Below are 13,758 nucleotides of genomic sequence, written 5' to 3'. Positions count from 1 at the left end.
GGGGGCGCGGGGCGCCGCGCGCGGGGGTGGGGGGGGGTGGGGGCGCCCCCCCCCCCGCCGGGGGGGGGGGCGGCCCCGGGCGCGCCCCGCGGCCCCCCCCCCCCCCCCCGCTTCCCGTTCCGCTTCCGACCCGTTCCGCCGCCCGGACCAGGACCGACGAGGCACGGGGCCGACGAGGGTTGCGTTCCGCGTTCCTCGGGTAGTACGGCAGATGACCGCACCACCAGCCCCGCAACTCGCGAGGTGATCAACTGTGATCCTGGAACCTCTCGGCGCCGTCGTGCTCGGACTCGCCCTCGCCTGGGTGGCGCTCCGATCCCTGCCGGACCGGCTCCCGCCCCGTCGCACCGTCTTCACGACGGGCGCCCTGGGGGCTCTGTTCGGCGTGTTTCTCATGCACTCGGTGATGGGTCCGGGACATCTCGCCGCCGTGCTGATCGGCGCGGTGTCGGTCGGGGCGGTGACGCTCTCGTTGTTGGTCCGCCCCCGGAGCCGAAACGGTCTGGGACGGTCGGCGGCGGCCTGAGCGGCCCGCCCGACCCGACGCCGCCTCGTGCCTGTGCCGCCCCCGGGGGCGGCACAGGCACGAGGCGTTGCGGGGGCTACGCGGCGAGTCCCAGCGCGGCCATCCGCTTGGTGTGCGCCTCGGTGATCCGGGAGAACATCCGCCCGACCTCCGCGAGGTCGAAGCCGTCCGCCACACCGCCCACGAGCATCGTCGACAGTGCGTCACGGTCGGCCACGACCCGCTGCGCCTGCGACAGGGCCTCCCCCATCAGCCGGCGCGCCCACAGCGCGAGCCGGCCGCCGACACGCGGGTCGGCCTCGATCGCGGCGCGTACCTTCTCGACCGCGAAGTCGGCCTGCCCCGTGGCGTCGAGGACGGCCAGGACGAGGGACCGGGTGTCCGAGTCGAGACGCACGGCGACCTCGCGGTAGAAGTCGCTGGCGATCGAGTCGCCGACGTACGCCTTGACCAGGCCCTCCAGCCAGTCCGACGGCGCGGTCTGGCGGTGGAATTCGTCGAGCGCCTTGGCGAACGGCTCCATCGCGCCCGTGGGGTCCACGTCGATCGCGGTCAGCCGTTCCGTCAGCCTCTCGAAGTGGTGGAATTCCGCGGAGGCCATCTTCGCCAGCTCCGCCTTGTCGGCGAGCGTCGGCGCGAGTTTGGCGTCCTCGGCCAGCCGTTCGAAGGCCGCCAGCTCCCCGTACGCCAGCGCTCCGAGCAGATCCACGACCGCCGCGCGGTACTGCGGCTCCGCGGACGCGGCGGCCCAGTCCTGGGCGGCGATTCCGGTGGGCACGGGGGCTTCGTTGGCGTTGTCAGGCGTCTCCATGAAGCGCAGAATAGCCCGCCCGGCGGGGGGCGGAAGGCCCTGGTCAGCCAGTGACATCCCACCGTTCCGACGAATTCGCCCAACACACATGCGCGAATCCGGGGTACAGTGGTATTGCGCCTACTGAGTATTTTGGATGCGTGTACGGCGCGAAACCAGTGAATTGAATCAGGATGCCCGGTCGGTGGCCCGATCGGCTCCGACCCGACAGCCCTCCGCGCGGGGCGTACGACACGTACGACCGCAGATGAGGGGCCCCCTCAGCGGCACGAGCGCTCGAGCGACGGCAGTGGTCCCGCGCCACCCGGCCCTTCCGCGGCCGGATGACCAACCCGGCACGGTACGACCCCCAGCGTTCGCCTCGGACCGCGTCTCACAGAAGAGGCAGCACCCTGACCACGTTTCGAGAACTCGGGATTCTCCCCGAGACGGCCGAGGCCCTTGAGTCCGTCGGCATCGTGTCCCCGTTCCCCATCCAGGAGATGACGCTCCCCGTCGCCCTCTCCGGCTCCGACGTCATCGGCCAGGCCAAGACCGGCACCGGAAAGACCCTCGGATTCGGTCTGCCGCTGCTGGAGCGCGTCACCGTCCCCGCGGACGTCGAGGCGGGCCGCGCCGCGCCGGAGCAGCTGACCGACACGCCGCAGGCGCTGGTCGTCGTCCCCACCCGTGAGCTCTGCCAGCAGGTCACCAACGACCTGCTGACCGCCGGCAAGGTGCGCAACGTCCGCGTGCTCGCGATCTACGGCGGTCGCGCCTATGAGCCGCAGGTCGAGGCCCTGAAGAAGGGCGTCGATGTGATCGTCGGCACGCCGGGCCGACTGCTCGACCTGGCAGGCCAGCGCAAGCTCGACCTCTCGCACGTCCGCGCGCTGGTGCTGGACGAGGCCGACGAGATGCTCGACCTGGGCTTCCTGCCCGACGTCGAGAAGATCATCACCATGCTCCCGGCGAAGCGCCAGACGATGCTGTTCTCGGCGACCATGCCGGGCGCGGTCATCGGCCTGGCGCGGCGCTACATGTCGCAGCCCACGCACATCCGGGCCACCTCGCCCGACGGCGAGGGCGCGACCGTCGCGAACATCTCGCAGCACGTCTACCGGGCCCACTCGCTGGACAAGCCGGAGATGGTCGCCCGCATCCTGCAGGCCGACGGTCGCGGACTCGCGATGATCTTCTGCCGCACGAAGCGCACCGCCGCCGACATCGCCGAGCAGCTGGAGCGGCGCGGTTTCGCCTCCGGCGCCGTCCACGGCGACCTGGGCCAGGGGGCGCGCGAGCAGGCGCTGCGCGCGTTCCGCAACGGCAAGGTCGACGTGCTCGTCTGCACCGACGTGGCCGCCCGCGGCATCGATGTCGAGGGTGTGACCCACGTCATCAACTACCAGTCGCCGGAGGACGAGAAGACCTACCTGCACCGCATCGGCCGGACCGGCCGCGCCGGTGCCAAGGGCATCGCGATCACGCTGGTCGACTGGGACGACATCCCGCGCTGGCAGCTGATCAACAAGGCGCTGGACCTGGACTTCAACGACCCGGTCGAGACGTACTCCACCTCGCCGCACCTCTACGAGGAGCTCGACATCCCGGCCGGCACCAAGGGTGTCCTGCCGCGTTCCGAGCGGACCCGTGCGGGGCTGGGGGCCGAGGAGATCGAGGATCTTGGCGAGACGGGCGGCCGGGGCCGCAAGTCATCCGCCGCGCCCGCCGCACGCGCGGAGCGCGCGCCGCGCACGCCGCGTCAGCGCCGTCGCACCCGGGGCGGTGCCGTCGTGGCCCCCGCGCAGGAGACCGCGGCCGCCGTACCCGCACCCGCCGGTGAGGCCGAGACGGCCGACGCCCCGGCGCAGCCGCGTACGCCGCGCCGCCGTCGCCGGACCCGCGCCGGTGTGCCGGACGCCGCGGCCGAGGCCGCGGTGAACACGGTCCAGGTTCCGGCCGCCGAGGCCGCGGTGAACACGGTCCAGGTTCCGGCCGCCGAGGCCCCGGCCGAGGACGAGCCCGCGGCGAAGCCTCGCCGCCGTCGCACCCGTGCCGCCGTGGCGCGGCCGGTGGCGGAGGAGGTCGACTTCCAGACCGCCCCCGTCGCCGAGCCGGCACCCGCGAAGACGGTGACCAAGCCGCGCCGCCGCACCCGCGTCGTCAAGCCGGTCGAGGACGAGGTCGACTTCCAGATCGCGCCGATCTCCGAGCCCGTCCCCGAGAGCAGGCCCCGCCGCCGCACCCGCGCGGCCTCGAAGCCGAAGGCCGAGGCCGCGGCGGAGGCCCCGGCCGCCGACGGCGAGGCGAAGCCGCGCAGGCGTCGGACGGCTCGCGCCGCCACCGGTACCGGCGTCGAGGGCTGAGCCCGCGGCAGCGGACGCGCCCGGTCCGGGGGCTGAGCCCCCGGACCGGGCGCGTCCGCGTGTTCCCGGCCTGCCGGGAACGTCCCGGCCCGGCGAGGCCCGGGCCAGGGCCCGGGCCCTGCCGTACGGATCTCGTACCGGCCGTCCTGCCCGTTCGGTGTCCCAGGACATAACCTCGTCCCATGAGTCGGCCGCCCACGTTCACCCCGCCGCCCGGTACTCGCGCCCATCGGCTCCGCACCACGCGCGGCGAGTTCGCCGTGCTGGACGCCCCGCCGCAGGGCGTGACGCGCGGCACCGCCCTTCTGCTGCCCGGTTACATGGGCAGCAAGGAGGACTTCGTCGCGCTCCTCGAACCGCTCGGTGCCGCCGGGTACCGGATCGTCGCCGTGGACGGCCGGGGGCAGTACGAGACCGACGGCACGGACCGCGAGGAGACCTACGCGCAGGACGAGCTGGCCCGCGACGTGCTCGCGCAGGCGTCCGCGCTCGCGGCCGGCGACGGGGGCGGGGTGCATCTGGTCGGGCACTCGCTCGGCGGCCAGATCGCCCGCGCCGCGGTTCTGCTCGACGCCTCGCCGTTCCGTTCGCTGACGCTGATGTCGTCGGGCCCCGCCCAGGTCGTCGAGGCGCAGCAGGTCAAGGTGAAGCTGCTCTCCGACGCGCTGACGACCATGACCATGGCCGAGGTGTGGGAGGCGGTGCGCGCCTTCGACCCGCCCGAGGAGGTGACGCCGAACGGCGAGGCCCTGCGCCGACGCTGGCTGCGCCACCGTCCCGCCCAGTTGATCGCCACCGGCCGTCAGCTGGCGACCGAGCCGGACCGGGTGGCCGAACTCGCCGCCACGGCACTGCCCGTCCACGTGCTCTCCGGTGAGCGCGACGACACCTGGCCGGTGCCGCTGCTCGACGACATGGCCCGGCGGCTGGGCGCGCACCGCACCCGGATCGAGGGCGCCGAGCACTCGCCGAACACGGACCGCCCGGAGCGGACCGCGAGCGCGCTCGTCTCCTTCTGGGACGCGCTGCGCACGGCGGCAGCACCTTCCTGAGCATCTTCCCGAGTCCCGTCCCGGGCACGGACCCGCAGGAGGCCCGGCTCGGTCGGGCACGAACACCGTGGACCGTGAGCGGCCGTCGGCGCAGTGACGCGCCCTGGCTCAGTACTGCGCCTGCACGTGCTGCCAGAAGCCGTCGCGCAAGGACCGCCGCAGATGGGCGTGGCCGCGCAGCGAGTGCTGGAGCAGCCGTTCGGCCTCGATCAGCAGGTCCTGGTCGACGGAGCCCGGCAGATACGGGTGGCCGGGCAGCAGCTCGGCGAGGGAATCGCGGCCCCGCGCGGCCAGCCAGGCCGCGGCGATCTGTGCGCCGACGAAGCGGACGTCCTCGCGGGAGGGCGCGGGGCTGTCGTCCTCGTACATGGTGACGGGGCGTCTGGTGACGTACGGGCGGCAGAAGTCCAGGTCGAAGGTGCGCTGACTGTCGACCTCCCAGAGCAGCGGTTCGGCCTGGTTGCGCCCCTCCCCCGCCTCGATGCCCCACAGGTGCACCCGAGCCCCGTACCCCTGCGCCGCCTCGACCGCGGAGACCAGGTCCTCGTCGCCGCCGACCAGGGCCGCGTCGCTGATGGCGCGGTGGCGGGCGAGCGATTCGAGATCGCTGCGGATCAGTGAGTCGACGCCCTTCTGCTGGTTGTTGGCGTTGAGGTTGCCGAGCCTGACCTTGACGTCGGGGAGTTCGGCGATGGACTGCTGCTCGGCGGTGTGGATGCGGCGCCTGGCCCCATCGTACCAGTAGACGCGCAGCAGCCGGCTGTCCGCGAAGATCGTGCGGGCCTTGTCGATGAACGCCTCGATCAGCCCCTCCGCGTCGAGATCGAAGGACCGGCGGTCCTCGGTGCCGGTGACGAGCAGGCCGGCCGCGGCGTACACATAACCCGCGTCGACGAAGATCGCGTGGGTCGAGGGGGTCTTCGACACCTCGGCGAGCACGCGCTGGAGCAGTTCGTTCGTCCGGTCCAGACGGTCGCGGATCTCCGCGTCGTCGCGACGGCGGATCTCCGCGTCGTCGCGACGGCGGATCTCTGCGTCGTGGGAGTCGCGGATCTCTGCGTCGTTCATGCCGGCCTCGTGGTGCGCGTGATCGTGCACGTGGCCGCGGGCCGCGCGACCGGGGTGCGCCCGATGACCTGCTGGTACTTAGACATCCAAAAATTTTCCTTAGCGTAGGGAATGTTTGTAGTGGGCAAGCCGTTGTACATGTACCGGAGCGCGGACACCGGCGTCGGGCGCTCCCATCCTTGTGGACGGGGTCACCCGTCCTCCCAGCAGTTCTCCAGCAGGAGGATCAGACGAAGGGAAGCCATATGCGCTTCGAGATCATGCGCCTCGACGACGTCGACGGTACCGCCGTGGACAGCACCGTCGTGGACGCCGCCTCCGTCAACCGGATCGTGCAGCAGGCCGCGGCGACGGGCCAGCGCATCTACATCCGCCCGGCCGATTCCCCGGCCTCGTAACGCGCGACGACGCGGACAGACGTAGCGCCCCCGTACGGTCGGTCCGTACGGGGGCGCCGTGGTGTCCGCACCCGTCGTCACGCGTTCTGGACGACCTGGGTGACACCGTTGATGATCTGCTGCACCGCGATGGCGGAGAGCATCATTCCGGCGAGCCGGGTCACCAGGACCACACCGCCGTCCTTGATGACGCGGATGATCAGCAGCGAGTAGCGCATGGTCAGCCAGAGCACGATGTGCATGGCGATGATCGCCGACCAGACCGAGATCTGGCCCCCCGCCCCGTCGGCGTGCTGCACCGCCAGGATCACCGACACGATCGCACCGGGTCCGGCGAGCAGCGGCATGCCCAGCGGTACGAGCGCGACGTTGACGTCCTTGGTCTGCGTCGGCTCGTCGGTCTTGCCGGTGAGCAGGTCGAGCGCGATGAGCAGCAGGAGCAGGCCACCCGCGATCATCAGGGCGGGCACGGAGACGTGCAGATAGTCGAGGATCTGCTGGCCGAGCACGCCGAAGACGGCGATGACGCCGAAGGCGACGGTGACCGCCTGGAGCGCCATCTTGCGCTGCGTCTTGGCGGGGCGGCCGGCGGTGAGGGCGAGGAAGATCGGAGTGATGCCGGGGGGATCCATAATCACAAAAAGGGTGAGAAAAAGGGATCCGAAGACAGCGATGTCGAACACGGTGAGCCTTGCACGAAGAGGGAGGGGAACCGGCCTGGGGGGAACGCGCGCCGGAGCCGTGGGGCGGCCCCGGTGGCCGGGAAGGAGCGGAAGCGGAACAGGAAGTACGGGCGGACGGAGCGGCCGGACGGAGGCGAGGGGTGCCGGGCCGTGCCGTACGGCATCGCGCCGGGCCGTCGCGCCGAGGGCGGCGGGCGGCGCCGGGCGGGCGCGGGCCCCGACCGGACGGGCGGGCTGTCAGGTGCGGCGGGGTCCGCCGGTGCCCGGCACCGGGAAGGCTCCCGTGGCGCGCCGGGTGATCTCGCCGTAGATCTCGGGGTCGGTGGTGTACGTGCCGAGCGCGACGGGCTTGCGGCTGCCGTGGTAGTCGCTGGACCCGGTCGTCAGCAGCCCCAGCTCCCGCGCGAGCCCGCGCAGCCTGGCCCTGATCGGCTCGTCGTGGTCCATGTGGTCGACCTCGATGCCGTCGAGCCCGGCGGCGGCGAACCGCGCGATCGACGACTCGGGCACCACCTCGCCGCGCTTGACGGCAGCCGGGTGGGCGAAGACGGTGACGCCGCCCGCCGCCTTGACCAGGCGGATCGCGTCGAAGGGGTCGAGTTCGTGCTTCTCCGCGTACGCGCGTCCGCCGTTGGCGAGCCACTCGGGCGTGAAGGCGTCGGAGACGGTCTCGACGACGCCGAGTTCGACGAGCGCGGTGGCGATGTGCGGCCGGCCGACCGAGCCGTCCCCGGCGATCCTCGCGACCCGCTCCCACTCGATCGGAACGCCGAGGTCCTGGAGCTTGCGCACCATGGTCCGGGCGCGCGGCACGCGGTCGTCCCGCACCAGCTCGCGTTCGCGCGCCAGCTCGGGCTCGTCGGGGTCGAAGAGGTACGCCAGCAGGTGCATGCTCACCCCGTCGATCCGGCAGGAGAGCTCGGCGCCGGTGACGAGGGTGAGCCCCTCGGGAAGGGCGGCGATCGCCTCGGCGTGACCGCGCACGGTGTCGTGGTCGGTGAGCGCGACGACGTCGAGGCCCGCAGCGGCGGCGTTCCGCACCAGCCCGGCGGGGCTGTCCGTGCCGTCCGACGCAGTGGAGTGGGTGTGCAGATCGATGCGCACGACGCGTACTCCAGGGCTCGGGACGGACGGAGGGCGCTCAAGATCCTGGCCGGACCGGCGAGGGAGACCTGGTGCGCGCGGGCGCCGGAGCGGCCTCACAGCGGGCGTCGTACCGCACCGGTGAGGCCGCGGGGTGAAGCGGAGCCGTCGGGACCGACCAGGATCTTCAGCACCCTCAAGGGGGACATTCAAAGGATAACCGGCATTCGAACAGTATCCGGCCACGCCCGGGAGTCCGGCGGGATGCTGCCGGGCAGGGTCCCGGGACGGGCGCGGACACCGCAGACCGTGTTGTCGAAGTGCCGTCGTTCGGCCGGAGGCCGGGCCGCGCGGCGCCCGGCGCTTCCCCAGGTTCTCGGCTCCGTTCGAACAGGGGGACCCCATCGACCGCGAGGCGGAGGATCGCCCTGGTACCGGACGCACGAGGACGGGTCCGACTGCACCGCGAGCGTGTGCGCCGGGCGTCGCGGGCCGCACGGGACTTTCGCAACACGCCCGAGTGCCGTTCCCGGCAACGCTTGCCCCGTCGCGTCGCCCGGCACTTCCCCGAGCTCTCGACTTCGTTCGAGCAGGGGGAGGCCCCGTCCGAGGGCTTCCGGCCGCCTTGCGATCGCCGCGAGCCCAGATCGCAACTCCAGACAGGCCCTAGTCGAGCAGGCGGGGCGTGAGCGCCCCGCACGGCACGAGGTCCATCTCTCCCCCGGCCTCCCGCAGATCCGCGAGCACCAGCTCGTCGTACATCAGCAGCCCCGACTGCTCGGGCCAGACGATCGCCCAGAGCCAGAGCCCGCGCGCCTCGCCCGCGAAGACCGCGCGGTCCTCGGGGGCACCCCTGACGTGCCAGAGCGGGGTGGGACGTCCGGCGGCGAGCATCTTGACGTCGGGCGGGCCGTCGACGTCCAGGTACGGGCCGGGGTCCGGTCCGTCGACACCGGCGTACCGCGCACCGAGGCCCACGCCGAGCTCCTCGGTGACGAGCAGCAGCTCCCCCATGCCGCCGACCGGGCCGGGTCCGGAGCAGGCGACGGCGACCGCCCGGCCGCCGCTGCGTTCGTCGCCCGCGCTCGCGACACCGGTGTACAGCCAGCCCACCGGCAGCGGCCAGGGCATCCACACCGGCACCCGGGCCCGGCGCACGACCACGCCCAGCGCCTCGACACTGGGCGGCACGACCGGTTGAAGCGGGTACACACCGCCGTGCACGGAGCACTGCCAGGTGTCGGCGAAAAGACCGGGCGCCCTGACCCGGCCTCCGCACTTCGGGCAACTGGGTTCGCCCCTCATAGCGACCAACGGTCCTCCAGGACCGCCGCCGCGTCAAGGCGATCACCATCCGCGTCGCGCGGCTTCACCAGGGAAAATAGATGCATCTTGCACTCATTAGGCTCCCTAACTTACTCTGTGGAGCGCACAACGAACCGGTGACCTAGTGGAGAGCGAGAAGCCCCATGCAGGAAGAGGTTCCGTTCGATCAGGGAGCAGGCGGCATCCTGCGCCAGCCGAAGGCCGTCTGGGCCACCGCGGGCGCGTCGGTCGTCGCCTTCATGGGCATCGGTCTGGTGGACCCGATCCTGCCCTCCATCGCCAAGGGCCTGGAGGCGACGCCGAGTCAGGTATCGCTCCTGTTCACCTCGTACTTCCTGATCACCGCCGTGGCGATGCTCGTCACCGGCTTCGTGTCCAGCCGCATCGGCGGACGCAGGACGCTGCTGGCCGGTCTGGCGCTCGTGGTGGTCTTCGCGGCGCTGTCCGGCACCTCGTCGTCCGTCGGCGAACTCGTCGGCTTCCGGGCCGGCTGGGGTCTGGGCAACGCCCTGTTCGTATCGACCTCGCTCGCCGTGATCGTCGGCGCGGCGGCGGGCGGCAGCGCGGCGGCGATCCTGCTGTACGAATCGGCGCTCGGCCTGGGCATGGCGTGCGGGCCGCTGCTCGGCGCCCTGCTCGGTGACGCCAGTTGGCGCTACCCGTTCTTCGGCACGGCCGCGCTGATGGCGATCGGGTTCATCTGCATCACGGCGTTCCTGAAGGAGCAGCCCGGGCCCACCCGGAAGACCTCACTGCTGGACCCGGTCCGGGCGCTCGGTCACGGCGGCCTGGCCTCCGTCGCGGCCTCGGCGTTCTTCTACAACTACGCGTTCTTCACGATCCTGGCGTTCACGCCGTTCGTACTGGACATGACGCCGTACCGCTCGGGCGCGGTCTTCTTCGCCTGGGGCCTGCTGCTCGCGGTCTTCTCGGTGCTCGTGGCCCCGCGGCTCCAGAAGCGCTTCGGGTCGCTGAAGGTACTCGGCGTCTCGCTGCTGCTGCTCGCCGTCGACCTGCTGGTCCTGGGGTACGGCGACCACACCGCCGCCGTCGTCGGCACGATCGCCTCCGGCGCCTTCATCGGCATGAACAACACGGTCTACACGGAGCTGGCGCTAGGAGTGTCGAACGCCCCGCGCCCGGTGGCGAGCGCGGGCTACAACTTCGTCCGCTGGTTCGCCGCGGCGGCCGCCCCGTACCTCGCCCCGAAGATCGAGGAGTGGAGCAATGTCCACATGCCGTTCGTGGTCGCCGCGGCCACGGCCGTGATCGGCGCGGTCGTCGTCCTGGCCCGGCGTACGGCGCTGACGCACGAGGCGCGGGAGCCGGAGCCCCGGCACGCCACCGAGGACGGTGCCGCGGCCTTCGCCGACTGAGCGCCGTCACGCCCCCTTCGGCCCCGCCCGTGGCTCCCCCTCCTGGTCGTGGGCGGGGCCTCGCGTCGGCAGATCCTCGCGCGGCGGGGCCTCGTGCCGACCGAGCCACGTGCACGGGGCCGGTACAGGCGCTACACGTCCAGCAGCACGGAGCCACGCAGCGGATCCCGCAGGTCCGTGCCGTGCGAGAGCCACCGCTCCTGGAGCGCCTGCGCGCCGCGGACCCGCTTCCACGCGGCCTCGTTGGGCGTCATCGGCAGCAGCGGCAGGAACCGCACCGGGTCCGTCCCGGGACCTGCCGCGTCCGCTCCCGCGTCCGGACCGAGGTCCAGGTCCTCGACCAGACCGCCCGGCTCGGCGACCAGCACGGAGCTGAACGGCGCCCCGGGCCAGAGCGGTTCACCGGTCTCCAGCGAGGCGCCGGGCGCCACGATCACCCCCTCGACCTGCGGGGAGGCGGCCAGCACCGCCAGCGGGCGCAGCACCTTGTCGGTGTCGGCGAGTCCGGCGCGCACGGACAGCAGCAGTTCGGCGCGCGGGCCCTTCACCGGGTCCACGAGGGTGGCGGTCGGATCCGTCATGGGGTGCGCGGACATGCCGAGCGTGGCGTAGCGCACCACATCGCCGTCGATGAAGCGGAGCACCTCGATCCGGTCGGTACCGAGAAAGGTCACCGCGGCCCGCGCGTCCGGTTCGCCGAGGGCCGTCAGCAGCCGGGCCTCGACCAGAGCAAGAATTTCTCCCATCCAGCGAGCATAGGACGCGTATGGAATGGGCAAAGTAAGGGATTGACCCTCGGGCGGCTGATAGTGTTGGCCGCTGGTCGGGGCGTAACGCAGAAGCGTTCTTCTCGGTCCCGACGACACGTCATCCCCCACGGGGGACCGGCTGGAGGAGGTGGGGCTGCCATGGATCGAAGTCGATCGTGCAGTACGACCGCTCTTCCGCCCCACACCCTCTCCCCGGTGATCTGAAGCCTTCCCGGTCAGGGTCCAGGGCATCGCGTACGACGGAAGAGCACCCCTCTTCCGCCTGTCCGTAGCGACCGCCGTCCTCGTGTCGCCCCGGTGCCGCCCGCTTTGCGGACGTGATCCCACGTCCTCGTTCCGGGCTGTTCCACGCGCCCGACGACGGCCCTCCGTGAAGGAGTCAGCCATGTCGATGATCCGCGATCTGCGCGCCGCCGTCCGCCCGTCCCTGCGCAGGAACGCCCTGCGCGGGAACAACGCCATTCACCACGTCTACGACGCGACTCGTGACCCGTCCGCCTCCAGCGCGGTCGTGGACTGCGCGGTCTACCGCGACGGCCGCAGGGTGGAGGGCGGCGCCTGCCGCACCCCGCACGAGGCGATGCTCCAGGTGCGGAAGTCGGGCGGCTTCGCCTGGATCGGTCTGCACGAGCCGACCGAGGAGGAATTCGCCGGTATCGCCCGGGAGTTCGGCCTCCACCCGCTCGCCGTCGAGGACGCGGTCCACGCCCACCAGCGGCCGAAGCTGGAGCGGTACGACGACACTCTGTTCACCGTCTTCAAGACCATCCACTACGTCGAGCACGCCGAACTCACCGCGACCAGCGAGGTCGTGGAGACCGGCGAGGTGATGTGCTTCACCGGCCGGGACTTCGTCATCACCGTCCGGCACGGCGGCCACGGCTCCCTGCGCGCGCTGCGGCACCGGCTCCAGGACGACCCCGAACTGCTGGCCAAGGGCCCCTCCGCGGTCCTGCACTCGCTCGCGGACCACGTCGTCGACGGCTACATCGCGGTGGCGGGCGCCGTGCAGGAGGACATCGACGAGGTGGAGACCGAGGTCTTCTCCACACCCGCGAAGGGCAGTCCGCGCGGCTCGGACGCGGGCCGGATCTACCAGCTCAAGCGTGAGGTCCTGGAGTTCAAGCGGGCCGTCTCGCCGCTGCTGCGGCCGATGCAGCTGCTGAGCGAACGGCCGATGCGGCTCATCGACCCCGACATCCAGAAGTACTTCCGCGACGTCGCCGACCATCTGGCACGGGTGCACGAAGAGGTCATCGGCTTCGACGAACTGCTGAACTCGATCCTCCAGGCCAGCCTCGCGCAGGCGACCGTCGCGCAGAACGAGGACATGCGCAAGATCACGTCCTGGGCGGCCATCGTCGCCGTGCCGACGATGATCTGCGGCGTCTACGGCATGAACTTCAAGCACATGCCCGAGCTGGACTGGAAGTACGGCTATCCGATGGTGCTGGGCGTCATCGGGGTGGTCTGCTTCTCGATCCACCGCACGCTCAAGCGCAACGGCTGGCTCTGAGCACGCTCAGGCACACGGGCCCGGCCCCGGGCTCAAGGCGCGGCGGGCCGGCTCCGGAACCGCGTCACCGGCTCCGGGCACGTTCAGGCGCTCGGCCGGCCGCGGACCCGCGTCACCGGCTCCGGAACCGCCGTACCATGAGGGACCGTCCCCGGTTTGCGAATGGAGTTCGGGTCATGACTGCTGCTGTCGCTGACGCGCCGTTGGACCGGGCCCTGGTCGAGGAGGCCACCAAGAAGTCCGGTCTCGTCTGGGTGCGGGGAACCGGCCCCGCCCGGCCCCTGTGGCACGTGTGGCACGAGGGCGCGGCGTATCTGGTGGGCGACGGCCCCGGCGAGCAGCCGTTCCCGGCCGGTCTCACCGACGGGTCCACCGCCGAGGTGACCGTGCGCAGCAAGGACAAGGGCGGTCGGCTGGTCGCCTGGACGGCCACCGTGACGGAGCCGGCGCCGCACTCCGAGGAGTGGGAGGCCGCCGTCGGCGAGCTCAGGAACAAGCGGCTGAACGCGCCGGACGCCGAGCGGATGCCGGAGCGGTGGGCGCGTGAGTGCCGGGTGCTGCGCCTGGTCCCCGGCGAGGTCCGCACCCGGCTGCCGGACGGCTCGCTGGCCGCGGCGCCGCTGCCGACGCCCGCGACCACCCGGCGACCGGTGCCGGCCGGGCTGCCGCGGCTGCTGAAGCGCGGGCGCAAGGGCTGACCGCCGGCGCGGGTGCCTGCCCCGGACCCGCGCCTCGTCCCCGCCCCGCATGTGGCGAACGCCGGGCGCGCCCCCGGCCGTCCCGTACCGCGCGCGTGACGGGCAT

The 13,758-nt window shown here is 72.2% G+C and carries 13 protein-coding genes; 7 read left to right on the top strand and 6 right to left on the bottom strand.

Annotated elements, in window-relative coordinates:
• Nucleotides 1–253 precede the first annotated feature (253 nt).
• The gene (locus ACFYXM_RS04745) at nucleotides 254–526 is read left to right on the top strand and encodes a hypothetical protein (RefSeq protein ID WP_389286860.1); all 273 of its coding nucleotides are present in this window, start codon (nucleotides 254–256) and stop codon (nucleotides 524–526) included.
• A 76-nt stretch (nucleotides 527–602) separates the two neighbouring features.
• Here the strand turns inward: ACFYXM_RS04745 and ACFYXM_RS04740 are convergent, their stop codons facing one another.
• Nucleotides 603–1,337, bottom strand: coding sequence for a ferritin-like fold-containing protein (locus tag ACFYXM_RS04740; RefSeq protein ID WP_073781992.1), 735 nt, complete (start codon nucleotides 1,335–1,337; stop codon nucleotides 603–605).
• Between the two features lie 482 nt (nucleotides 1,338–1,819).
• Here ACFYXM_RS04740 and ACFYXM_RS04735 point away from each other — a divergent pair, with 482 nt between their 5' ends.
• Nucleotides 1,820–3,682 carry a DEAD/DEAH box helicase gene (locus ACFYXM_RS04735; RefSeq protein WP_389287171.1) on the top strand — a complete coding sequence of 621 codons (1,863 nt, stop codon included), beginning with the start codon at nucleotides 1,820–1,822 and terminating at the stop codon, nucleotides 3,680–3,682.
• Between the two features lie 182 nt (nucleotides 3,683–3,864).
• Nucleotides 3,865–4,734 (top strand): alpha/beta fold hydrolase, encoded by an 870-nt coding sequence (locus ACFYXM_RS04730; RefSeq protein WP_389286858.1) that lies wholly within the window; start codon nucleotides 3,865–3,867, stop codon nucleotides 4,732–4,734.
• 108 nt (nucleotides 4,735–4,842) lie between these two features.
• Here ACFYXM_RS04730 and ACFYXM_RS04725 read toward each other — a convergent pair whose 3' ends face one another.
• Nucleotides 4,843–5,802, bottom strand: a complete 960-nt coding sequence (locus ACFYXM_RS04725; RefSeq protein WP_389286856.1) for an NYN domain-containing protein — start codon at nucleotides 5,800–5,802, stop codon at nucleotides 4,843–4,845.
• A 245-nt stretch (nucleotides 5,803–6,047) separates the two neighbouring features.
• Between ACFYXM_RS04725 and ACFYXM_RS04720 the strand changes: the two genes are divergently transcribed.
• Nucleotides 6,048–6,200, top strand: coding sequence for a hypothetical protein (locus ACFYXM_RS04720; RefSeq protein WP_199883112.1), 153 nt, complete (start codon nucleotides 6,048–6,050; stop codon nucleotides 6,198–6,200).
• Nucleotides 6,201–6,277: 77 nt separating this feature from the next.
• Here the strand turns inward: ACFYXM_RS04720 and ACFYXM_RS04715 are convergent, their stop codons facing one another.
• The 3 genes from ACFYXM_RS04715 to ACFYXM_RS04705 form a co-directional block, all read right to left on the bottom strand.
• Nucleotides 6,278–6,883, bottom strand: coding sequence for a MarC family protein (locus ACFYXM_RS04715; RefSeq protein WP_389286854.1), 606 nt, complete (start codon nucleotides 6,881–6,883; stop codon nucleotides 6,278–6,280).
• Between the two features lie 237 nt (nucleotides 6,884–7,120).
• Nucleotides 7,121–7,987 (bottom strand): PHP domain-containing protein, encoded by an 867-nt coding sequence (locus tag ACFYXM_RS04710; protein WP_389286852.1) that lies wholly within the window; start codon nucleotides 7,985–7,987, stop codon nucleotides 7,121–7,123.
• 645 nt (nucleotides 7,988–8,632) lie between these two features.
• Entirely contained in the window at nucleotides 8,633–9,271 is a 639-nt protein-coding gene (locus tag ACFYXM_RS04705) for a DUF6758 family protein (RefSeq protein WP_389286851.1), read from the bottom strand.
• Nucleotides 9,272–9,435: 164 nt separating this feature from the next.
• Here ACFYXM_RS04705 and ACFYXM_RS04700 point away from each other — a divergent pair, with 164 nt between their 5' ends.
• Nucleotides 9,436–10,668 carry an MFS transporter gene (locus tag ACFYXM_RS04700; protein WP_389286850.1) on the top strand — a complete coding sequence of 411 codons (1,233 nt, stop codon included), beginning with the start codon at nucleotides 9,436–9,438 and terminating at the stop codon, nucleotides 10,666–10,668.
• Between the two features lie 131 nt (nucleotides 10,669–10,799).
• Here the strand turns inward: ACFYXM_RS04700 and ACFYXM_RS04695 are convergent, their stop codons facing one another.
• Nucleotides 10,800–11,414: a suppressor of fused domain protein gene (locus tag ACFYXM_RS04695; RefSeq protein ID WP_389286848.1), complete on the bottom strand. Its 615-nt coding sequence runs from the start codon at nucleotides 11,412–11,414 to the stop codon at nucleotides 10,800–10,802.
• Nucleotides 11,415–11,823: 409 nt separating this feature from the next.
• On the opposite strand from ACFYXM_RS04695, the gene ACFYXM_RS04690 reads away from it, so the two are divergent.
• A complete protein-coding gene (locus ACFYXM_RS04690) occupies nucleotides 11,824–12,954 on the top strand; it encodes a magnesium and cobalt transport protein CorA (protein WP_389286846.1) in 1,131 nt (376 codons plus the stop codon).
• Between the two features lie 176 nt (nucleotides 12,955–13,130).
• Nucleotides 13,131–13,652, top strand: a complete 522-nt coding sequence (locus ACFYXM_RS04685) for a hypothetical protein (RefSeq protein WP_389286845.1) — start codon at nucleotides 13,131–13,133, stop codon at nucleotides 13,650–13,652.
• Nucleotides 13,653–13,758: the final 106 nt, after the last annotated feature.

It is taken from the genome of Streptomyces sp. NPDC002476, assembly GCF_042889785.1.
Taxonomy (GTDB): domain Bacteria; phylum Actinomycetota; class Actinomycetes; order Streptomycetales; family Streptomycetaceae; genus Streptomyces.
The sequence above is the reverse complement of the archived record's forward strand: the minus strand, read 5'-3'. Positions and strand labels throughout refer to the sequence as shown.